The 21659-nt window shown below is 59.6% G+C and carries 16 protein-coding genes and 1 tRNA gene; 8 read left to right on the top strand and 9 right to left on the bottom strand.

What is annotated here, in order from left to right; translation table 11 throughout:
* Nucleotides 1–90: 90 nt before the first annotated feature.
* From BLS57_RS10550 to BLS57_RS10535, 4 genes are all read right to left on the bottom strand, one after another.
* Complete coding sequence (locus tag BLS57_RS10550) at nt 91–2100, bottom strand: ATP-binding protein (RefSeq protein WP_244153662.1); 2010 nt, start codon at nt 2098–2100, stop codon at nt 91–93.
* A 238-nt stretch (nt 2101–2338) separates the two neighbouring features.
* Nucleotides 2339–2412, bottom strand: a tRNA-Gly gene (locus BLS57_RS10545).
* A 41-nt stretch (nt 2413–2453) separates the two neighbouring features.
* The gene (locus tag BLS57_RS10540) at nt 2454–3296 is read right to left on the bottom strand and encodes a class I SAM-dependent methyltransferase (RefSeq protein WP_093742007.1); all 843 of its coding nucleotides are present in this window, start codon (nt 3294–3296) and stop codon (nt 2454–2456) included.
* Nucleotides 3293–5350: an ASKHA domain-containing protein gene (locus tag BLS57_RS10535; RefSeq protein ID WP_093742005.1), complete on the bottom strand. Its 2058-nt coding sequence runs from the start codon at nt 5348–5350 to the stop codon at nt 3293–3295. Before BLS57_RS10535 ends, BLS57_RS10540 begins: the two co-directional genes overlap by 4 nt.
* Nucleotides 5351–5541: 191 nt before the next feature.
* Here BLS57_RS10535 and guaB point away from each other — a divergent pair, with 191 nt between their 5' ends.
* Nucleotides 5542–6990 carry an IMP dehydrogenase gene (guaB, locus tag BLS57_RS10530; RefSeq protein WP_093742003.1) on the top strand — a complete coding sequence of 483 codons (1449 nt, stop codon included), beginning with the start codon at nt 5542–5544 and terminating at the stop codon, nt 6988–6990.
* 69 nt (nt 6991–7059) lie between these two features.
* Here the strand turns inward: guaB and BLS57_RS10525 are convergent, their stop codons facing one another.
* Complete coding sequence (locus BLS57_RS10525) at nt 7060–8604, bottom strand: PAS domain S-box protein (RefSeq protein ID WP_093742001.1); 1545 nt, start codon at nt 8602–8604, stop codon at nt 7060–7062.
* A gap of 352 nt (nt 8605–8956) precedes the next feature.
* Here BLS57_RS10525 and BLS57_RS10520 point away from each other — a divergent pair, with 352 nt between their 5' ends.
* Both BLS57_RS10520 and BLS57_RS10515 read left to right on the top strand, forming a co-directional pair.
* Entirely contained in the window at nt 8957–10117 is a 1161-nt protein-coding gene (locus BLS57_RS10520) for an RsmB/NOP family class I SAM-dependent RNA methyltransferase (protein ID WP_093742361.1), read from the top strand.
* Nucleotides 10118–10904: 787 nt separating this feature from the next.
* Nucleotides 10905–12539, top strand: a complete 1635-nt coding sequence (locus tag BLS57_RS10515; RefSeq protein WP_244153666.1) for an ATP-binding protein — start codon at nt 10905–10907, stop codon at nt 12537–12539.
* Between the two features lie 17 nt (nt 12540–12556).
* Here BLS57_RS10515 and BLS57_RS10510 read toward each other — a convergent pair whose 3' ends face one another.
* Nucleotides 12557–13150, bottom strand: coding sequence for a gamma-glutamyl kinase (locus BLS57_RS10510; RefSeq protein WP_093741998.1), 594 nt, complete (start codon nt 13148–13150; stop codon nt 12557–12559).
* 214 nt (nt 13151–13364) lie between these two features.
* Between BLS57_RS10510 and recA the strand changes: the two genes are divergently transcribed.
* From recA to BLS57_RS19605, 5 genes are all read left to right on the top strand, one after another.
* On the top strand, nt 13365–14435 hold the full coding sequence (gene recA / locus BLS57_RS10505; protein WP_093741996.1) for a recombinase RecA: 1071 nt from the start codon (nt 13365–13367) through the stop codon (nt 14433–14435).
* 139 nt (nt 14436–14574) lie between these two features.
* Complete coding sequence (alaS, locus tag BLS57_RS10500) at nt 14575–17232, top strand: alanine--tRNA ligase (protein ID WP_093741994.1); 2658 nt, start codon at nt 14575–14577, stop codon at nt 17230–17232.
* A 5-nt stretch (nt 17233–17237) separates the two neighbouring features.
* Nucleotides 17238–17525: a DUF1330 domain-containing protein gene (locus BLS57_RS10495; RefSeq protein ID WP_093741992.1), complete on the top strand. Its 288-nt coding sequence runs from the start codon at nt 17238–17240 to the stop codon at nt 17523–17525.
* 61 nt (nt 17526–17586) lie between these two features.
* On the top strand, nt 17587–18318 hold the full coding sequence (locus BLS57_RS10490; protein ID WP_093741990.1) for a phosphatase PAP2 family protein: 732 nt from the start codon (nt 17587–17589) through the stop codon (nt 18316–18318).
* Nucleotides 18319–18415: 97 nt separating this feature from the next.
* On the top strand, nt 18416–18739 hold the full coding sequence (locus BLS57_RS19605; RefSeq protein ID WP_167356407.1) for an RcnB family protein: 324 nt from the start codon (nt 18416–18418) through the stop codon (nt 18737–18739).
* A 95-nt stretch (nt 18740–18834) separates the two neighbouring features.
* On the opposite strand, the gene typA is transcribed toward BLS57_RS19605, so the two are convergent.
* From typA to BLS57_RS10470, 3 genes are all read right to left on the bottom strand, one after another.
* Entirely contained in the window at nt 18835–20652 is a 1818-nt protein-coding gene (gene typA / locus BLS57_RS10480; RefSeq protein WP_093741986.1) for a translational GTPase TypA, read from the bottom strand.
* Nucleotides 20653–20798: 146 nt separating this feature from the next.
* Nucleotides 20799–21128 (bottom strand): DMT family transporter, encoded by a 330-nt coding sequence (locus BLS57_RS10475; protein ID WP_093741984.1) that lies wholly within the window; start codon nt 21126–21128, stop codon nt 20799–20801.
* Between the two features lie 15 nt (nt 21129–21143).
* Nucleotides 21144–21602, bottom strand: a complete 459-nt coding sequence (locus BLS57_RS10470) for an Lrp/AsnC family transcriptional regulator (protein WP_093741982.1) — start codon at nt 21600–21602, stop codon at nt 21144–21146.
* Nucleotides 21603–21659 lie beyond the last annotated feature (57 nt).

The raw sequence follows: 21659 nt of genomic DNA, 5'->3' as shown, positions 1-21659 counted from the left end.
CCCCCGCGCGGTTGGTTTTCGCGCAGGGGAGAGGATGTGCAGCGGTACGGCGTTAGACGATCCGCTGCCAATCAGAACGACAGCTGCGCCTTAGGCCGACTGGCGTACTTCGCAGTCCACCGCAGGGCGCGGGAGGGTCAGGCGGAAGGTGCTGCCGATTTCGACTTCGCTTTCCAACGCCAGCGCACCGCCGTGGAGCGAGGCCAATTGCTCGGCAATTGCCAAGCCCAGCCCAAGCCCGCCATTTTCGCGCGACATGGAGCCATCGACCTGCTGGAACCGCAGGAAGACACGGTCGAGGTTCTCAGGCGAGATGCCGCAACCGGTGTCGGTGACGCTAAAGGTGATCTCTTCCGCGTCCTGCACCATCGACAGGTGGATATTGCCGGTCTTGGTGAATTTGATCGCGTTGGAAATGAGGTTGTAGAGGATCTGGCGCAGGCGCACCGGGTCAGCATTAACGATAGCCGTGCCATTGTCGTCATAGGTCAGCGTCAGGCCCTTGGCTTCGGCATCAGGGCGCAGGTCTTCGGCGACGGAGCGGGCGATGTCGCTGGCTTCAATCTCTTGCAGGTCCAATTCCATCTTGCCGCGCGCAACTTTGGTCCAGTCGAGCAGGTCTTCGACCAGACGCAGCATATGTTTGGAAGACCCCGCGATGCCGCCTGCCTGTTCGGAAACGAAGGTCTGATAGTCTTCGACACCCCCGCGAATTTCCGGGGACGTGCCGGTGCTGTTGTCGAGCGCGGTCTGCAGACGGCGTGCCTGCGGCAGGCGCTCGGCATGTTGTAGGAAGGTGGCGCGGCCCGAGATCACCGTGAGCGGGGTGCGCAGCTCGTGGCTGACATTGTTGAGGAATTCGGTCTTCTCGCGGTCGGCGGCTTCAGCCGCGTCGATGGCCCGCTTTTCGGCGGTGATATTTGTCCAGATGCCAACGGTATAGCCATGGGGCGTCTTAGCCTCATTGACCTTGACCCAAAAGTCCTTGGTCACTTCGAGCAGGAAAGATCCGGTTGGATTGCGGAAGCGCGCCATGCGTTTGGCGATCCATTCCTCGCGTTCACTGATCTCAACGGGGAATTGGTTTTTCTCAACCCAGAGGCGGAGCAGTTCTTCCATCGTGCGGCCCGGAACCATGCCATCCGCGATCTTGGGATGATATTCGAGGAACTTCTGGTTCACAGATACCAGACGTTCCTTTTCATCAAAGGCGATAAAGCCTTCCTGAATGGTGTTAATCGCCTCCGTCAGCAGGGTGTGCGCTTCCTGTTTTTTCAGCGTCACCCGACGGAAGGCCCAGAGGCCAGCAAGCAGCGCGATCGTGGCGAAAAGGGCGAAGGCCACCAGATAGGGGCTTTGCGGCGAGTAGGGCGGCAGGCCGTGTGTAAGGCGTGCGGTGGCTTCCCATGTCTTGCCGTGCAACTCGAAACGGCTGCTGACGACATGGGAGTTGGCGGCCTCGGCCTCACTGGGCAGCGCGGCAGGGCTGTTGGCGGGCAGGGCGCTAAGGCCAAAAGTGTATTCGCCAGAAAGATGCGGGTTGTTCTGCTGCAGGTTAAAGAGCGTGTCGCAATCGAAGACGATGGAAATAACACCCCAGAACCTTGGCGCGCCAAGACCTTGCGGGCGTTCGAACACGGGGTAGTGCATGATGTAGCCCTTGCCGCCTTGGACCAGCGGCAGTGGGCCTTCGATCACCGGGGTTTGACGGCGGTAGGCATTGGCGACACCCGAGAGCTGAGCGGGTATGTTCTTGTATTCGAGGCCGACAACCTTGCTGTCAGGTGTCTCGGGGAAACTACGGGTGATCTTCAGCCCGGGCGCGAGCGCATAGGCGATGATTCCGGGATTTTGCTCAAGCAGATCATTGATCAGCAGTTCGATCTTCTTGTCCTTGAAAGACTCACTCGACAGCAGAATATTCTCGATATTCTTGGTCACCAGCACGGTTTCCTGAAACTGGTGTTGGACCTGATTGGTGACTTCATGCAGCGCCTGCCGCGCGTCTTGGCGCAGGCTGGCGATATGTTGTTCGTGATCCAGTTTGATGATCGAATAGGTAATGCCTGCGACACAGCACAGCACGATGATGTTCAGCACGATATATGCCTTAGATCTCGCGTTCTCCCGAAACGTGTTTGCCACGCTTTTATCCTTTTTCCTGGGCGCGGTGGTCGGTCTGTGCCGACTGCGCTGCCATTAAATGTCCTGCTCTGAGGTCACCTTTGTGCGAAAAAATGGCAGAATAAGGACAGAAAGCGGCTAATCCCGGGGTAAGGGCCGGATGACCTAGGGGAAACTAGCGAGAATTGCTTGGATATATTGGAGAGGAAAGCGCTGGAGCGGGTAACGAGAATCGAACTCGTAACTAAAGCTTGGGAAGCTGCCGTGATACCTTTTCACCATACCCGCGCGCTGAGGCTGAGATAATCGGCAGGGCCGGAAACGTCAAGTCAGGGTTTGGTCGCGGTGACGAAATTGATCTGTGCGGGCAGGTGGAATGTGTCGTTCTGGGCAAAGGGTTGCAGGGCATCCGCGATGGCTTGGCGAAGGTCCGCGATTTGCGCTTCGGTGGCGTCAAAATGCGTAATCGCACCGCCCGCCGGGCCGATGTCGCACATTTGGTCGGCGAGGTCGTCTGGGCCGCCAACCGGTGTGAGATTTAGCGCCACCACTTCGCAGGTGATCTCCTTCCATCCCGCATCATGTAGAACTTGCTCAATGCGCTCGGGATCTCGAAACGCGAAGGGGCCGGGCGCGTCCGGATCGCTTTTCGGCATTGCACCGAGCGTTTCACGCGCCGCGCGGGCGGGCAGGGTGAAGAACGGGTTTTCGGGGATCTGCCCCCATGCCGCAAAGCTGAGCTTTGCGCCGGGGTGCATTTGTCGCGCCAACTGGGCGAAGCTCGCAGCCGGGTTGGAGAAGAACATAACGCCGAAGCGGGAAATGAGCCGATGATAGGGTGGGTCGAGGTCTAACTCAGTGGCGTCCCCGTGGTGGAAGTTGACATGGGGCAGGTCGGCTGCCCGCTCGCGGGCGAGGTTTAGAAGTGGCGGAGACACATCGACCCCCAGCACCGCGCCCGCATCGCCCACCGCCTCTGCCGCCGCAAGACTGGCCGCTCCGGAGCCGCAACCAATGTCGAGCACCCTATGTCCGCTATGCAAATCCGCCCGCGCCAAGATGCCATCCAACACCGGTTGCATCAGAGCGTCCAAGCTTGTTTGCCGCCGGACCCATTTCTGACCGACGTGGCTGCTCCAGAACTCGACCTGATCGCGGTTTTCCTGGCTCATGTGCTCGCCTTTCTCCGCCGCCGACGCCCGCCGCGCTCGCCTCCTGCACCGCCGGACCCGCCGGTGTTGAAGTTCACATCCGGCAGCGCCACGAGACTGTTGAGAATTGGGAAGGGTTCGACGGCGTTGGGGATCGCGGAGGCATTGACGAAATGCTCCTGAAAGCGCGGCTCGACGGCGGTTTCGACCTTGTGGATCGCTTTCACAGTGGCTTCGATCTCGGCCCGCGCTTCGGTGTTCAAAAGCGCAATTCGCGCGCCGGTGCCTGCGGCGTTCCCTGCACTGGTGACCTTGTCGAGCGGGGCGTCGGGGATCATGCCCAGCACCATCGCATGGCGCGGGCTGATATGCGCACCAAATGCGCCTGCGAGCACCACGCGGTCCACCTTGTCGACGCCGAATTTGTCCATCAAGAGCCGCGCGCCGGAATAGAGCGCCGCTTTGGCCATCTGGATTTCGCGGATGTCGCGGTTGGTCACGGTGATCTTGGGGCCGCCCTTGTCGGTGCCGTCATAAACCAGATAGCTGTTGGTGCGGCCATCGGCAAAGACGGACGGTGAGCCCGTCTGTTCCGCCGTGCCGATCAGCCCCGGTGCGTCGACGATGCCATGAATGCGCATCTCGGCGACCATTTCGATAATGCCCGAGCCGCAGATGCCGGTAATGCCAGTACTGGCAACGGCCTCCTCAAAACCTTCGTCGTCGGACCAGATGTCACAGCCAATCACCTTGAACCGTGCGACCTTGGTTTCGGGGTCGATCTCTACCCGCTCAATGGCGCCGGGGGCCGCGCGCTGGCCGGAACTGATCTGCGCACCTTCAAACGCGGGGCCGGTGGGGGAGGAACAGGCCAGCACCTTTTCGCGGTTGCCCAGCAGGATTTCCGCATTGGTGCCCACATCGACGACCAACATCAGATCTTCGGACTTCTCTGGCGCCTCGGACAGCGCCACAGCTGCCGCATCCGCGCCCACGTGGCCCGCGATACAAGGCAGCATATAGACCCGCGCTGAGGGGTGAATGTTCAGGTCCAGATCATCCGCCCGCAAGCGCATCGCGCCGGAGGTCGCAAGCGCGAAGGGGGCTTGGCCGAGCTCGAACGGATCGATGCCCAAAAGCAGGTGGTGCATTACCGGGTTACAGACAAAGACCGCATCAACGATCAGGTTCTTGTCGACATTGCCCTCAGTGGCGATTTGGCTGAACAGCCCGTTCATGCCTTCACGCACGGCGCGGGTCATCTCGTCCGCGCCCTTGGGGTTCATCATCGAATAGCTGACCCGGCTCATCAGGTCTTCACCAAACCGGATCTGGGGGTTCATCACGCCAGAGGAGGCGACGACCTCGCCGGTTTGCAGATCGCACAGATGCGCCGCGATGGTTGTGGAGCCGAGGTCGACGGCCAGCCCGTAAACCGTGCCCTCATAATATCCCGGCCAAATGTTCATGATCCGGGCCGCGTTCTCTTGGTCGCCTAGATGAACAGCAACCGTTACCTTCCATGCGCCTTTGCGCAGAACAGGTTGCATCATTTGCAGAATGTGCAGATCAGCGGTGACCTTTTCCAACTCCCATTGTTCGGACAACGCCTTGCGCAGACGCTCAAGATCTCCGGAGGGTTCATGCATGTCGGGTTCTGTCACCTCGACGTAGAACAGCTTGACCGAAGGGTTCAGCACGATCTCCCGCGCCTCGGCGCGTTTGCGGACCACCTGTTTGTGCACCTGGCTCTCGGGCGGTACGTCGATCACCACATCGCCTTGCACCGTGGCCTGACAGCCCAGACGGCGGCCTTCTTTCAGGCCCCGCTTCTCGTCGTAGCGCGCTTCCACCGCGTTCCATTCGCTCAGCGCATCCGGTTCGACCGTGACCCCGTGCTTGGAGAAGTTTCCATAGCCCGGCGAGACCTGACATTTCGAGCAAATTCCGCGCCCGCCGCAGACAGAATCCAGATCGACTCCCAACTGCCGCGCCGCTGTTAGCACGGGGGTGCCTTTGGGAAAGCGCCCTCTCTTGCCGGAGGGCGTGAAAATCACGAGGGGATCACTGCTCATCGGGGCCGTCCTTTACTGCTTTGCGCCACCATAGCGTTCCGCGCGGCAGGGGAAAGGCGATGGGCGGCAATTAGTGCGCAGCCTGCGTCATTCCAGCTATGCAAGGGGCGCGGGGGAATAGGCCTTTCCAATCTGGACCATCCGTGAAATAGGAAACCGCCAAATGAACCCATCCAGACACGAGGTGTACCATGGAGATTCGTGAGGCCCTGACCTTTGATGACGTATTGCTGGTTCCCGGCGCATCCTCGGTGCTGCCGTCCACCGCAGATACCAGAACAAGGGTCACACAGAGTATCTCTCTGAACATCCCGCTGTTGAGTTCGGCCATGGACACGGTGACCGAAAGCCGCATGGCGATTGCGCTGGCACAGGCTGGCGGCATGGGGGTGGTGCACCGCAACCTCACAATCGAAGAACAGGCCCGCGAAGTGCGCCGGGTCAAACGTTTTGAGTCCGGCATCGTCTACAACCCAATCACCCTACGTCCGGACCAGACGCTCGCGGATGCCAAAGAACTGCAAGAGCGCTACCGCGTGACAGGCTTCCCGGTGGTCGATGAAAAGGGCCGCGTATTGGGTATTGTGACCAACCGCGACATGCGTTTCGCCAGCGATGACCGCACGCCGGTCTCGGTGATGATGACCTCGGACCGTTTGGCAATTCTGCACGAACCCGCAGACCGCGAAGAAGCAATCAGCCTGATGAAATCGCGCCGGATCGAGAAACTGCTCGTTACGGATGCCGAAGGCAAACTCACCGGCCTGTTGACCCTGCGCGATACCGAACAAGCTGTTTTGAACCCAACGGCTTGCAAGGACGACTTGGGCCGCCTCCGGGTCGCCGCGGCCACGACAGTGGGCGATGCGGGCTTTGAACGGTCTGAGGCGCTGGTGGATGCGGGCGTCGATATGATCGTGATCGACACGGCGCATGGGCACTCCGAAGGTGTGGCCCATGCGGTCACACGCGCCAAGAAACACTTCGGCGATGTGCAGGTCGTGGCAGGCAACGTCGCTACCGGTGCGGCCACCCGCGCACTGATCGACGCAGGCGCCGACGCGGTGAAAGTGGGCATTGGCCCCGGCTCCATCTGCACCACGCGGATGGTGGCAGGTGTCGGTGTTCCTCAATTGACTGCCATTATGGATTGCGCAGCGGCAGCGGGCGACGTGCCAATCATCGCGGACGGTGGCATCAAATTCTCAGGCGATTTCGCCAAGGCGATTGCGGCGGGCGCGTCCTGCGCGATGGTCGGCAGCATGATCGCTGGCACAGATGAAAGCCCCGGCGAAGTTGTGCTTTATCAAGGCCGTAGCTTCAAAAGCTACCGCGGCATGGGCAGCATGGGCGCCATGGCGCGCGGCTCGGCGGACCGGTATTTCCAGAAAGACGCGGCCAGTGACAAACTTGTGCCGGAAGGGATCGAAGGGCAGGTGCCTTACAAAGGCAGTGCGGGCAATGTGTTGCACCAACTGGTCGGCGGTTTGCGCGCCGCAATGGGCTATACCGGCTGTGCGACGGTCGAGGACATGCGCCGCGACTGTACGTTCGTGAAGATCACCGGCGCGGGGCTGAAGGAAAGTCACGTGCATGACGTGCAGATCACGCGGGAAAGCCCGAACTACCGTATCGGATAATTTTTCAGACGCACATCCAAGCATCTGCGGTCTTTTCGAAGGTCGCAGATGCAGCACAACTTCCTAAGGCTAGGGCGTTCCGGCCAATTCTTCGCCAGCCCCCTGCGGCGTGCTCTCAGCGTCGCCCGCCAATCGGACCCGCGGAATATGAGCCACCATGCGGAAACCACCCTCGGTGATTTCACGCTCAAACCGGCCCGCCAGTTGTTCTTCGATCATCACTTGCATCAGCGTTGTGCCAAAACCGCTGCGCTCGGGCAGCGTGGCGGCCTGTTGCGGACATTCCCCGGCGGTTTCTTCCCATTCGAGCACGACCTCATCCTTTGCCGGGTCTATCTGTGCATGAATGTTCAACTTTCCGCCCTGCCGATGCTTAAGCGTGTTCGTGGCGAGTTCGTTAAGTACTAGAGCCAGTGGCATCACACTGTCGCTCTGGACCATCATCTGCGGCACATCCACAGTGATGCCGTCGCGGTCAGGAAAGATGTCGATCGCAGCGTCCACCAGGTCCCGCAAGGGCGCGTCATGGCTGGCGTGGTCGAGCGCGAGCCGGCTCGCGCGCGCCACGGCTGTGATGCGGCTGAGGTAGAGCGCGTCGAGTTCGTCTTTGGTCTTTGCCGTGCGTGAACAGCTTCGGTAGATTGAGGACAACACAGCCAGAGAGTTGCCAACCCTGTGGCTCATTTCGCGCCGCAGCGTCTCACGGTATTCAGAATGTTCCTTGCGCCGGATGGCGACCCCGATCTGACTGCCGATGGTCTGGATCATACGCAGCACCTGCGGCTCAAGATGCGACTTCGCAGTGCCGAAAAACTCTAGTACGCCATAGACTTGGCTGCCTTGCCAAAGTGGAAGGGCCACGGCGCAGGACAGTCCGACGCTGGTAAAAATCTTGCGCCGCACGAAGACGGGAGCTGCCGCCACATTCTCCACGATCTGCAACTCGCCAGTTTCCCAAGCCCGACCGGGCACACCTTCGCCACGCCGGAACTTCAGGCGGTGGGTGAAATCGATGACCGGGGCATATTTCTCGTCAGAGAGATGCCAGACATTCGTCGGGTAAAGCCGCGCACCGTCGCCTTTTCCGCGCACAGTCTGCAGATGCCCCGCTTCCATCCCGGTCACCCGACAGATGGTAGCAAGACAGAACTGGGTGAAATCCTCAAGCGAGGTATCGTCGAGCAATTTTTCCGCCACGGCGAGCAGGGCTTTGCCTTCTTCAGCGCGCGCCTCTTGTTCGCGTTGTACCGCCTGTTCAAGCTGGAGGCTGCGGATAAAGGCATAAAAGCTGACGCTGCCTTCTGCGTCTAACATCGGAAAGATGGACAGCTCGATCGGAAGCTCTTGGCCATCCCGGTGCAGCGCCGTGATTGTCACCCGCTTTTCCAACACCGGACCTTCGCCGGTTTTCTTATAGTGTTCCAACCCCTTGGCATGATTTTCCCGATGCTGCAGCGGTACGATCAGATCGCCCATTGAACGCCCAAGCGCCTCATCCCGCGACCAGCCGAAAATCTCTTCGGCTGCCGCATTCCAGGCGATGACCATGCCTTGGTCATCCATGCCGACAACCGCATCGAGTGCGCGTTCAAAAAGGGATTCAAGATGCTTCAACCGTGCAACCTTCCAAGTGTTTCAGCGTCCCTATAGGGTAGCCTGCCGATCAAGGCCACAGTGTCAATATACTTGCAGCAGAGCGCTCAATTTATCCATATTTTTAAGGGCGATTGAGGCGGCAGTTAGGACCCCGAGCCGGGCGGTCGGCGCATTGCCGCCCATCATATTGCACCTTTTCGTGATCTTTTGGCGCGTTGAACCTTAAGAGTGGCCAGATTGGACACAATTCAAGGCGCCCGGCCTCTTGTTATTACAAGACAGGCCGTGCAGATCAGGATGGAATGTTGAGCCCCGCTGCATGCCCACTTCAGCGGTCGGCTCCGACCAGAATAATTACAAGGACGATGCCATGACCCCCGGCGCGCGCGTATCTGCTGCTATTGAAATACTTGATGCCATGTCGGAAGGCCTCGCCGCCGAACAAGCGCTGACGCGGTGGGCGCGGCAAAGCCGATTTGCCGGTTCAAAGGACCGAGCAGCCGTGCGCGACCATGTCTTTGATGTGCTGCGACGCCGCCGTACCGCGGCGTATTACGGGCAGGGGGAAAGCGGCCGCGCGCTGATGGCAGGATTGCTTTATGAACAGGATGCGGATTTAGACAACCTATTCAACGGCCAAGGCCACGCGCCGCAGCCCTTGACTGACCAAGAGCGCGCCTTTCCTTCAGCTCCCGCCGACCGCGCGACGCGGCTTAATTTGCCCGATTGGCTCGTACCGCTCTTCGACCAAGCTCTCGGAGAGAAGGCGGATGCAACCGCACTTGCCTTGCAGGATCGTGCGCCAATCTGTCTGCGGGTTAATCTGGCGCGGACGGATGTTGCGAAAGCTCAAGATTTGCTGCGTGAGGAAGGAGTAGAAACGCAACCTAATCCTCTGGCAGATGCGGCGTTAACCGTAACAGAAGGCGCGCGACGTATCCGCAATTCGCGTGCGTTTTCAGAGGGTTTTGTAGAGTTGCAGGATGCGGCCAGCCAAGCTGTCGTCGCTGCATTGCCCGGCGGCGGTCGCGTGCTGGACTACTGTGCCGGTGGCGGCGGGAAGGCTCTGGCGCTCGCCATGGATGGCACGCGGAAGATTACAGCACATGATATCGATCCCCGTCGCATGGGAGATCTGCCCGCGCGCGCGGCCCGTTCTGGAGTCCAGATCGATACGGCGGCTACGGCAGAGGTAAAGGCTGGTAGACCCTATGATCTGGTGCTTTGTGACGCCCCTTGTTCGGGGTCCGGGGCGTGGCGCCGGGCGGCAGAAGGCAAATGGACCCTTACCGCTGAACGGCTCATTGAACTAAACGGCATTCAAGATATCATCCTCGATGAGGCGGCGACATTGGTGGCGCCGAAGGGGACGCTCGCCTATGCCACTTGTTCGCTGTTACGCGAAGAGAATGAAGACCGCGTCGCCGCCTTTTTGGCGCGCCACGATGGCTGGAAAATTTCGCAAATGCAGCGTTTCGACGTAACCCCCGAAGGCGACGGGTTCTTTTCAACACAGTTGACGCGGGAGTAATTTTCGCCATACTCAATCATAACGTGCAATTAGAGATCGGGTTAAAGGCTGCTTAACCCTTCTTGCGCGTAATAGTCAGACGATTCGCGGATATCGGGGGACTTACGTGCAGCAAGGCGTCCAACATTCTACGGCCCCAAGCGCGCCAATCCTTCCGGGTGTCGGGCGGCTAAAAGTCCTTGTTTTGTTGGCGGTTTTTGCTGGCGGGCTGGCGCTGATCGCACCGCATCCTCTAGCGGTCAAAGGATTGTCCGCCGCCGCGGTTACGCTTGCCGTGATCGCAGGTATTGCTTTTGGCTTTCGGCAACGGTCCGGCCGCGAACAACAGTTGGCATCTGCAGGTGTGGTGGATTTTATCGCCAAAGACAGCACACCTAGCTTCATCACCACGGCCGAAGGTGCAATTCTCAGTCAAAACCAAGCGGCTGATGAACAATTTGGGATACCCCAAGAGGGAACCCTCGCATCGGCGCTCAGAGAGCGTTTCGCCAATCCCGTAGGGATTTTATACCGGCTCCAGTCGCGTGCGGCGGCCACCGGCAGCGCCCGAGAAGAGGTCATTACCCGCCGCGGTACCGTACGACTTCAGGTTCACGAGTTAGCGGAGAATAGTTTCGTCTGGCGGATTGAGGCCGCCTCTGCCCGGGAGGCTCCACGCGCGGCACAGGAGGGGGTAAATCTCCCGATGCTAATGGCCGGACGCAGCGGGGCAATTCTATTTATGAATGACGCGGCCCGCAGCCTCGCAGGCGGACGCATCAAATCTTTGGATCGTCTGTTCACCTCCATGCCGATCACGGCGGGCGCAGTTTCAGAGATCACCACAGCGGAAGGCAACAAACAGGTACTCGTCGCAGAGGTTTCGGCCGGGGCAGGACGTCGCGCGATTTACCTTTTGCCCCCTCCAGAAGGCGCGATGCCCACGGGCGAACAGGGATGGGAAGCCTTACAAGACCTGCCGGTGCCACTGATCAAAGTCGGACCGGACGGAACCGTTCAAACTTTCAACCGTATGGCCGCTAAATTGATCGGTGTGTCTTTGCGCCAAGACATTCAGTTGTCGCACCTCATGGAGGGGCTTGGGCGGTCGATATCAGATTGGTTGGACGACACGCTGGCCGGGCGGCTGGTGCAAAAGTCTGAATTTCTGCGGCTGACCCGAACCGATCGGGAAGTCTTTGTTCAAGTGACCCTCAATCGGATTACCGAAGACGGGCAACCTGCGCTAATCGCGGTGCTGCAGGATGCGACGGAGCTGAAATCCCTAGAGGCGCAGTTCGTGCAGAGCCAAAAAATGCAGGCCATTGGTCAACTGGCCGGCGGCGTGGCGCATGATTTCAATAACCTTTTGACCGCGATTTCCGGCCATTGCGATTTGCTGTTGTTGCGTCATGATCAAGGGGATCCGGATTACAGCGACCTCGTGCAGATTAACCAGAACGCCAACCGCGCGGCGGCTTTGGTCGGTCAATTGCTCGCCTTTTCGCGCAAGCAAACGCTACGCCCGGAAACGCTCGACATGCGCGATACGCTCGCCGACCTAACCCATCTGCTGAACCGTTTGGTGGGCGAGAAGGTAACTCTCACTCTCAGCCACGACCCAGTTCTAGCACCAATCCGGGCGGACAAACGTCAGTTGGAGCAGGTGTTGATGAACCTCGTGGTCAACGCCCGCGATGCGATGCCCGCTGGGGGCGAAATACGTATCGTCACCGAAGTCTGTGAGTTGGACAAACCGCTCGAGCGCGACCGCGTCAGCGTCCCTGCCGGGCAATATGTGACGGTGCAGGTAAGCGATGACGGCTCCGGCATCGCGCCAGATAAGCTGCAAAAGGTGTTTGAGCCGTTCTTTACCACCAAGCGTACTGGGGAGGGGACGGGGCTCGGCCTATCGACCGCTTATGGGATTGTGAAGCAGACCGGCGGTTTCATTTTCGTAGATAGCGTGCCGGGGCAGGGCACCTCCTTCACGCTCTACTTCCCTGTGCTCGAAGCGCAACCGGCTCCCACGCCGCGCGCCGCAGTCTCCCAACCTGAAAAAGGCCCAGCGGAACGCGCAGATGGCGTCATTCTGCTCGTTGAAGACGAAGCCCCAGTACGTGCATTTGCCAGTCGCGCTCTCCGGTTGCGGGGCTATACCGTGTTAGAAGCTGAATCTGCCGAGGCTGCTTTGAAGACTTTGGAAGACGAGAGTCTCGACATTGATGTTTTTGTGACTGATGTGGTGATGCCGGGCATGGACGGGCCCAGTTGGGTGCGCCAAGCGCTCAAAGACCGCCCAGGTGTTCGGGTGGTATTCGTCTCAGGCTACGCAGAAGACAATTTTGGCGAGGCGCAGGCCCGAATCCCCAATTCGGTCTTTCTGCCCAAACCGTTCTCGTTAACGGATTTAACCGATACGGTGCACAACCAGCTTCACTGAACATAAGCTCGGAGTTCTTACGGGATCGAGTCGTATAGTGCGAACTCATCCGCGAATTTGCGCCGGAACCGTTTTTCGACATTCGAGGACAGCTCTAAGTCCATTTCCGGGGATACATTTTCTCGACTGAGCGCAAGCTCCACTTCAAGCCGATCTTGCAGGAACTGCTGCAAGCGCGGCTGATCTTCATATCGAAAATGATGGGTGATCCCGGTCCCGTTGGGCTGGGTCTCCATGAACTTAAGCTGGCTGCCCACATCGGCAAATCCCGGCTTGTTGCCTTTCATATAGGCGAGGACAAACTCATCGAAGCTCACATCAAAGGTGTTGTTCGGCTTCCCCTCCATGAACGGGCGGCGGCGATAGCGATACCAGCTGCCCAACCATGAGATCGGTTCACGCATAACGGCCATCAGCTCAAGCTCTGCATCGCAAACCTTGAGGAACATCGGACGGATGAAGCGATTGTAGCGGTACACCGGCGCGTGTTTCAGCATCGGTGGGTCTGAAATGACCATATCAGCGCGCGGAGCGAGCGCCTTTTCATAGGCCGTGGTCCCAGTCTTTGGCACCGACAGGAAAGCCAGACGCTCTTTGAAGAAAACAATCACTTAAGGCCCATCCCTCGCTTCTTTGACGACATCTCTGACGGGTAAACTATTTCTTTACCCTTGGGGAGGAAAGATGATCTGCAAATAATTTGATTGAAATGTTCTCGCTTTTCCCCCATACGGAACATTAGAGGAACATGAGCGGCGTAACGCACAGGGGACCGCGCAGGCGATTGCCGCCGGGGCGCCACTGTGACACTAAGGGATAAACCTAATGGCAACGGCAGATCTTTTGACAATGGACAGCAAGAAAACCGCAGAAAAGCAAAAGGCGCTCGACAGTGCGCTGGCTCAGATCGAACGTCAGTTCGGCAAAGGGTCGATCATGAAGCTGGGCGCCGAAGGGGCGATCCAGGATATCAAGGCAAGCTCGACGGGCTCGCTTGGCCTCGACATCGCGCTTGGCATCGGCGGTCTGCCGATGGGGCGGATCATCGAGATCTACGGCCCTGAATCTTCGGGTAAGACAACGCTGACGCTGCACTGTGTGGCGGAACAGCAGAAGGCGGGCGGCGTCTGCGCTTTTGTGGATGCGGAACACGCGCTCGATCCGCAATACGCCAAGAAGCTTGGCGTTGATATTGACGAGTTGCTGATCTCGCAGCCCGACACGGGTGAGCAAGCGCTGGAAATCACCGATACATTGGTCCGCTCCGGCGCGGTCAACATGGTCATCGTCGACTCCGTGGCTGCGCTGACGCCGAAGTCCGAGCTAGAGGGCGAAATGGGCGACAGCAGCGTTGGTGTTCAGGCGCGTCTGATGAGCCAAGCGATGCGTAAGCTGACCGGTTCGATCAGCCGCTCAAACTGCATGGTGATCTTCATCAACCAAATCCGGATGAAGATCGGCGTCATGTTCGGCTCGCCTGAGACCACGACCGGCGGTAACGCATTGAAGTTCTACTCCTCTGTGCGTCTCGACATTCGCCGCATTGGCGCGCTGAAAGACCGCGACGAGGTTGTCGGCAACGCGACTAAGGTGAAGATCGTTAAGAACAAAGTCGCGCCGCCCTTCAAGCAGGTCGAGTTCGACATCATGTATGGCGAAGGTATTTCTAAGATGGGCGAGTTGCTCGATCTTGGGGTGAAAGCTGGTGTTGTCGATAAGTCCGGCTCTTGGTTCAGCTATGGCGATGAGCGGATCGGGCAGGGGCGTGAAAACGCTAAGAACTTCCTGAAAGAGAACACGGCGATGGCCTCGGAAATCGAAGATAAAATCCGTGCGGCGCATGGGTTGGATTTCGAAGGCTCAAACAGTGATGACGCGGATATTCTCGAAGCCTGATCCAGCTCAGGCTGGAACAGCTTAATGAAAGGGGGCGTGGCCATGGGCTGCGCCCCTTTTTCATGCGCCGTTGCGGTGGACAGCGCCGAGGCTGGCGGGTATTTGGGACCGATCCAATCTGCCCCGGAAGGCCTCGCCCATGAAGACGCTGAACGACATTCGCTCCACCTTTTTGAACTATTTTGATGCGCAGGGGCATCAGGTCGTGCCTTCCAGCCCGCTGGTGCCGCGCAATGACCCGACGCTGATGTTCACCGCGGCGGGCATGGTTCAGTTCAAAAACCTCTTCACCGGAGTCGAGACGCGCGACTACTCGCGCGCCGCTTCGGCGCAGAAATGTGTGCGCGCGGGCGGCAAGCATAACGACCTTGATAACGTCGGCTATACCGCTCGCCACCACACGTTTTTCGAAATGCTCGGCAATTTCAGCTTTGGCGATTACTTCAAAGCCGAGGCGATCCCTTTTGCGTGGGACCTGCTGACCAAGGAGTTCGGCATTGACCCGGATCGCCTGCTGGTCACGGTTTACCACACGGATGAAGAAGCTGTGAAAATCTGGAAGGCCCACACCGGTCTTTCGGACGATCGGATCATCCGGATTGCGACGGACGATAACTTCTGGTCCGCCGGCCCAACCGGCCCCTGCGGTCCTTGCACCGAGATTTTCTACGACCACGGCGACCACATCTGGGGCGGCCCTCCGGGATCGCCTGAGGAAGACGGCGACCGCTTTGTCGAGATATGGAACCTCGTCTTCATGCAATACGAGCAGTTCGAGGATGGCACCCGCCAGCCGCTGCCGAACCAGTCAATCGATACTGGCATGGGGATCGAGCGCGTTGCGGCGCTCTTGCAGGGCACCAACGACAACTATGCCACCGACCTCATGCGCAACCTGATCGAGGCCAGCGCCCATGCCTCCTCGACCGATCCCGACGGGCCGGGCAAGACCCATCACCGGGTGATCGCAGACCACCTGCGCTCGACGTCCTTCCTGATTGCCGATGGTGTCATGCCGTCCAACGAAGGGCGCGGCTACGTACTGCGCCGCATTATGCGCCGCGCGATGCGGCACGCGCATTTGTTGGGTGTTAAGGACCCGCTGATGCACCAACTGGTGCCGTCGCTGGTGCAGCAGATGGGGGCGGCTTACCCAGAGTTGGGGCAAGCGCAGTCGCTGATCCGTGAGACATTGCTTCTGGAAGAAACCCGTTTCCGTCAAACGCTTGACCGGGGCCTCAAGCTCTTGGACGACGAACTGCGCGACCTGCCCGAAGGTGCGACCCTGCCGGGCGAAGCAGCTTTCAAACTCTATGACACCTATGGCTTCCCGCTTGACCTCACGCAGGACGCGCTGCGCGAAAAGGGCCGCGCAGTGGATACCGAAGGCTTTGACACCGCGATGGAAGCGCAGAAGGCCAAAGCCCGCGCGGCATGGGCCGGCTCGGGCGAAGCTGCGGATGCGACCGTTTGGTTCGACGTGGCCGACAAACACGGCGTCACCGAGTTCCTCGGCTATGACACCGAAAGCGCCGAAGGCCAGATCGTGGCGCTGGTTCAGGGGAACAACCCGGTCGAAGTCGCGGCGATCGATAGCGAAGTTCAGGTCGCCCTGAACCAGACACCTTTCTACGCCGAAAGCGGCGGGCAGGTGGGAGACACCGGTCTCATCCGCACACAGACGGGCCGTGTTAAGGTGACAGACACGCGGAAATCGGCGGGCGTTTTCGTACATTTCGGCCATGTGGTCGAGGGCGAAGTGAAGCCTGGCCAGACCGCTGTGCTCGAAGTGGACGCCAGCCGCCGCACGGCGATCCGGGCCAATCACTCGGCGACGCACCTGTTGCACGAAGCGCTGCGGAATGCGCTTGGCGACCACGTCTCGCAGCGCGGCTCGCTGAACGCGCATGACCGGCTGCGGTTTGACTTTTCTCATGCCAAAGGGCTGTCGGAGGACGAACTGCGTCAGGTTGAGCGCGAGGTAAACGACTACATCCGCCAAAATACCCCCGTGGAGACCCGGATTATGACGCCGGACGACGCGCGGGCGATGGGCGCGCAGGCGCTCTTTGGTGAGAAATACGGGGACGAAGTGCGTGTCGTGTCGATGGGCCAGCTTGATGGTTCGGGCAAGGGCAGCGACAAATCGACCTATTCTCTAGAGCTTTGCGGCGGCACCCATGTGCGGCAGACGGGCGACATCGGTGCATTCGTTCTGCTCGGCGACAGCGCCAGCAGTGCGGGTGTGCGTCGCATCGAGGCATTGACCGGCACCGAAGCCTTAAACTGGCTGCGCGAGCAGGAAGCGGCGCTGAGCCGCGTCGCGGCGGAACTTAAGACGTCGACGAGTGATGTACCGGAGCGGGTGCGGGCGCTGATGGACGAACGCCGGAGCCTTGCCAATGAAGTGGCGCAGTTGCGCCGCGAATTGGCGATGTCGGGCGGCGGCGCCGCCGCGCCGGAAGCGCGCGAGGTCAATGGCGTAAAATTCGTCGCGCAAGTTCTCAACGGCGTCACGGGCAAGGATCTTCCGGGGTTGGTGGACGAACACAAGGCCAAGCTTGGCTCGGGCGCGGTGCTTCTGATTGCGGACACGGGCGGTAAAGCAGCGGTTGCAGGCGGCGTGACCAAGGATTTGACAGAGCGCGTTTCGGCAGTCGACATGGTCAAAGCGGCGGTGGCAGAACTGGGCGGCAAGGGCGGCGGCGGCCGGCCTGACATGGCACAGGGTGGCGGCGCATCGGCTGAAAACGCAGAGGCGGCGATTGCTGCCGCAGAGAATATTTTGAAAGGATAAGGCTCATGGGCGCACTTTGGATTGCACATGTCACCGTCACCGACGAGGAGGCATACAAGAAATACGCCGCGGGAGCTACCGAGGCGATCGCGGCTCATGGCGGCAAGTTTATCGCCCGCGGTGGCCGTTTTGTGCAGCTGGAAGGCAAGGAGCGTCCGCGCAATGTTGTTGCGCGGTTCCCGGATGTAGAGACAGCTGAAAAGTGCTATCATTCAGACGCTTATCAGGCTGCGCTAAGCCATGCGCGCGGCGCGTCGGAACGTGAGTTGATGATCGTCGAAACCGACGAATGATCCAATTCCCCGGGGGCCGCGCCTCCGGGGAACAACCCCTCGCATGTTGAGGTTGGTCCCCATGAACCTCACCCGCATATCAAACTTCGCTCGCTGGTGTCGCAAGCACATCGAAGTCACCACGCTGGTTTTGCTCAGCCTATCCATCGGCGCCGTTTGGACCTTGGCGGAACTGACCGAAGAAGTCGTCGCGGGTAGCACCAGCAGCCTGGACCGCGATATTTTGCTGCTTCTGCGTACACCGGGAGACCTCTCCGATCCGATCGGCCCTTGGTGGCTGGAAGAAATGGGGCGCGACCTCACGGCCTTGGGCGGGGTGGCGGTCTTAGTTCTCACCACTGTCGTTGTTTCGCTTTTTTTCCTGCTGCAGCGGCGTTGGTCGACCATGCTCTATATCCTCGTCACCGTGGGGGGCGGGATTGTTCTGAGCAGCATTGCCAAAGAGTTTTTCGATCGGCCCCGCCCGGATCTGGTGCCGCATGGCTCGCTGGTCCATACGGCGAGCTTTCCGTCGGGCCATTCGATGATGGCCGCCGTGGCCTATCTGACCCTTGGTGCCCTGATTGCCCGTGTGCAACCGCGATTGGCGCTAAAGATTTTCACGCTCTCGGTCGCGGTTCTACTAACACTGTTGGTTGGAATGAGCCGAATTTATATGGGGGTGCATTGGCCAACCGATGTCGCCGCGGGTTGGCTGGCTGGCGGGGCTTGGGCGGTTGCCTGCTTGCTCGCTGCGCGCCAGCTGGCCAAACGCGGGCATATTGAGGATGAGGCGAAGAACAGCGCAGGCTAATCTGCGCGATCTATCGTTCGGCACCTTTTCTAACTTTCTCCGACGGAAAGCCATCGGCCTTTCGTTGAATAAGGAGTTAGAAACGAGGAGGGATCCAATGCGGAATTCAATCAAACGCGGCGTGGCTATTTGTGCTTTGGCAATCGGAGTAGCGTCGATAGTACCGGTGGCGGCCATGGCGGACCGGGTTGTCGTCAAACGCGGGGCGCAGGTTCACACGTCCAAGGTGGTGGTGGTGAAGCAGCAACGTCACAAACATAAAGTGGGCCATCGCTTTCGGAAGCAGGATGTTGTGGTGGTGAAAAACTGGCGTGCGCGTGGTTTGGCAAAACCGGGGCGCAACGAAGTATATGTGGCGAATGGCGACAGTATTTACTTGGCAGCGGCGGCGACGCTCTTGGTGAAGGCTTTGGTGAACTGATCAGCGGGCTGAACTGCGCTAGGAGTCCGGGACCATCTTTACAGTCTTTAAGAACAAAAAAGCCCCCGCGGTGATCCGCGGGGGCTTTTGATTGTTTAGCCTGCTTTGGCCATCCGCTTACGCTCGTGCGGGTCGAGGAAGCGTTTGCGCAGACGGATCGCGTTGGGCGTGACTTCGACCAGCTCATCGTCGTCGATATAGGCAATCGCCTCTTCGAGGCTCAGCGTCATCGGCGTGGTCAGGCGGACCGCTTCGTCGGTGCCCGAGGCACGGACGTTGGTCAGCTTTTTGCCCTTCAGCGGGTTCACTTCGAGATCGTTCTCGCGGGAATGCTCGCCGATGATCATGCCGGTATAGACGTCAGCCTGAGCGCCGATCATCATCTTGCCACGCTCTTCGAGGTTCCACAGAGCGAAGGCCACCGAGGTGCCGTTTTCCATGGAGATCAGAACGCCAGCGCGACGGCCTGGGATCGGACCTTTGTGCGGCGCCCAAGAGTGGAAGACGCGGTTGATGACGCCTGTGCCGCGGGTGTCGGTCAGGAATTCGCCATGGTAGCCGATCAGGCCGCGCGAGGGCACATGGGCCACGATGCGGGTCTTGCCAGCACCGGCGGGCTTCATCTCGACCAGCTCGCCTTTGCGCGCGCCGGTGATCTTTTCGATGACCGCGCCGGAGTATTCGTCATCCACGTCAATCGTGGCTTCTTCGATCGGCTCGTGGCGGACGCCGTCGATTTCCTGAAACAGAACCTGCGGGCGGGAGATCGAAAGTTCAAACCCCTCGCGGCGCATGTTTTCGATCAGAACGCCCATCTGCAATTCGCCACGGCCCGCCACTTCGAAAGCGTCGCCGCCCGGCGTGTCGGAGATTTTGATCGCGACGTTGGATTCGGCTTCTTTCATCAGGCGCTCGCGGATCACGCGGGACTGAACTTTCTTGCCATCACGGCCAGCCAGTGGGCTGTCGTTGATGCCAAAGGTCACGGTGATGGTGGGCGGATCGATCGGCTGGGCCGGGATCGCTTCGCTGACGGAAGCCTCGGCCAGCGTGTCGGCCACGGTCGCCTTGGTCATGCCCGCGATAGAGACGATGTCACCCGCTTCGGCAAGCTCGATGGCCGTCTGCTCCAACCCGCGGAAGGCGAGGATTTTGGTGCAGCGGAAGTTCTCGATCAGCGTGCCGTCACGCGACATCGCCTTGATCGTCTGGCCCGCTTTCAGCGTGCCGGTTTCCACACGACCAGTCAGCAGGCGGCCCAAGAAGGGATCGCCGCCCAATGTGGTGGCCAGCATGGTGAAAGGCTTGTCGGCGTTTTCGATCTGCTTGGGGGCAGGGACGTGCTCAAGGATCAGATCAAACAGCGCGGTCAGGTCTTTGCGCGGGCCGTCAAGCTCGGCATCGGCCCAGCCGGAGCGGCCAGAGGCGTACATATGCGGGAATTCAAGCTGCTCATCGGTGGCGTCGAGGCTGGCGAAAAGGTCAAAGCATTCGTCGAGCGCGCGGTCGGGCTCGGCGTCGGGTTTGTCGACCTTGTTCAGCACAACAATGGGGCGCAGGCCCAGTTTCAGTGCTTTGGAGGTAACGAATTTGGTCTGGGGCATCGGGCCTTCAGCGGCGTCCACCAGCAGAACCACACCGTCGACCATCGACAGGATGCGCTCAACTTCACCGCCAAAGTCTGCGTGGCCGGGAGTGTCGACGATGTTGATGCGGGTGTTGTTCCAGACGACCGAGGTCGGCTTGGCAAAGATGGTGATGCCGCGCTCGCGCTCGAGATCGTTGCTGTCCATGGCCCGCTCGGTGGTGGCCTGGTTTTCACGGTAGGTGCCGGATTGCTTGAGAAGCTCGTCTACCAGCGTGGTTTTGCCGTGGTCAACGTGGGCGATAATTGCGATGTTGCGCAGATCCATTAAGTAAGCCTTTGGATAGGGGAGTGGCGCGCAGGCCAAAAGCCGCGCGAGAGATTGCGCCGCCAATAACGTGCCAAGGCGTTAATTGCTAGCCCTAATGGTGATACCGCAAAAGTTGCGCGGTCTTACGCCACAGTCTGATTGGGCTAATGGGTGCTGGATTGGGAAAACAGATGGATGATCAGAATGCCCGAAATGATCAGCGCCAGCCCCAATAGCGCAGGCCCGTCGAGCCGCTGGTCAAACAGCAGATAACCGATGGCGGCAATGCAGACGATCCCCAGCCCCGCCCAAAATGCATAGACGATCCCCACCGGCATGACCTTGAGCGCCAGCGACATGCAGTAAAAGGACACCAGATAAAAGGCCACGACTGCAACCGAGGGCCAAAGCCGGGTGAACTGCTGCGAGGCTTGCAGCGCGGTTGTGCCGAGAGTTTCCGCGACAATCGCGATGAACAGCCACAGGTAGTGCATGAGGGGTGACCTTATTCAGAGGGGCAGTTGCGTGGTTTCCTTGATCTCTTCCATGACGAAACTCGCCGAGACGTCCGAGAGCGGCACTTTGCGGATGAGATCTTGGTACAGTTGATCGTATCCCGCCATATCTGCAACCCGCGCGCGGATCAAATAGTCCAGATCGCCGGTCATGCGGTAAACGCCGAGGATTTCGGGCATGGCGGCGGTGGCTTTGGAGAATTTCTCGAGCCAGTCGGGGGCGTGGGCGTTGGTGCGCACTTGGATAAAGACGCTGAGTCCAAGGCCGAGCTTGGCGGCATCCAGCAGGGTGACGCGGCCTTTGATGATGCCCGCTGTCTCAAGCGCCCGGATGCGCCGCCAGGAGGCATTGCGCGAAAGGTTCACGCTCTCGCCGAGCGCCTCTAGCGATTGGGTGGCGTCGCGTTGCAGTTCTACCAGAATGCGGCGGTCTATGTCATCAAGCGTTGTCATTAAGGCAATCTGGCGGGAAGATTTCCCAAGGGCAAGCGAAACTGCGCAAGGAATTGA

This window comes from Sulfitobacter delicatus, from assembly GCF_900102535.1.
GTDB classification, from domain to species: domain Bacteria; phylum Pseudomonadota; class Alphaproteobacteria; order Rhodobacterales; family Rhodobacteraceae; genus Sulfitobacter; species Sulfitobacter delicatus.
The sequence above is the reverse complement of the archived record's forward strand: the minus strand, read 5'-3'. Positions and strand labels throughout refer to the sequence as shown.

Bases quoted from the DNA above. Each gene is read 5' to 3' on its own strand.
- BLS57_RS10540 (WP_093742007.1), bottom strand. From the start codon at position 3,296: ATGAGCCAGGAAAACCGCGATCAGGTCGAGTTCTGGAGCAGCCACGTC.
- BLS57_RS10535 (WP_093742005.1), bottom strand. From the start codon at position 5,350: ATGAGCAGTGATCCCCTCGTGATTTTCACGCCCTCCGGCAAGAGAGGG.
- guaB (WP_093742003.1), top strand. From the start codon at position 5,542: ATGGAGATTCGTGAGGCCCTGACCTTTGATGACGTATTGCTGGTTCCC.
- BLS57_RS10520 (WP_093742361.1), top strand. From the start codon at position 8,957: ATGACCCCCGGCGCGCGCGTATCTGCTGCTATTGAAATACTTGATGCC.
- BLS57_RS10515 (WP_244153666.1), top strand. From the start codon at position 10,905: ATGCCGATCACGGCGGGCGCAGTTTCAGAGATCACCACAGCGGAAGGC.
- recA (WP_093741996.1), top strand. From the start codon at position 13,365: ATGGCAACGGCAGATCTTTTGACAATGGACAGCAAGAAAACCGCAGAA.
- alaS (WP_093741994.1), top strand. From the start codon at position 14,575: ATGAAGACGCTGAACGACATTCGCTCCACCTTTTTGAACTATTTTGAT.
- BLS57_RS10495 (WP_093741992.1), top strand. From the start codon at position 17,238: ATGGGCGCACTTTGGATTGCACATGTCACCGTCACCGACGAGGAGGCA.
- BLS57_RS10490 (WP_093741990.1), top strand. From the start codon at position 17,587: ATGAACCTCACCCGCATATCAAACTTCGCTCGCTGGTGTCGCAAGCAC.
- BLS57_RS19605 (WP_167356407.1), top strand. From the start codon at position 18,416: ATGCGGAATTCAATCAAACGCGGCGTGGCTATTTGTGCTTTGGCAATC.
- typA (WP_093741986.1), bottom strand. From the start codon at position 20,652: ATGGATCTGCGCAACATCGCAATTATCGCCCACGTTGACCACGGCAAA.
- BLS57_RS10475 (WP_093741984.1), bottom strand. From the start codon at position 21,128: ATGCACTACCTGTGGCTGTTCATCGCGATTGTCGCGGAAACTCTCGGC.
- BLS57_RS10470 (WP_093741982.1), bottom strand. From the start codon at position 21,602: ATGACAACGCTTGATGACATAGACCGCCGCATTCTGGTAGAACTGCAA.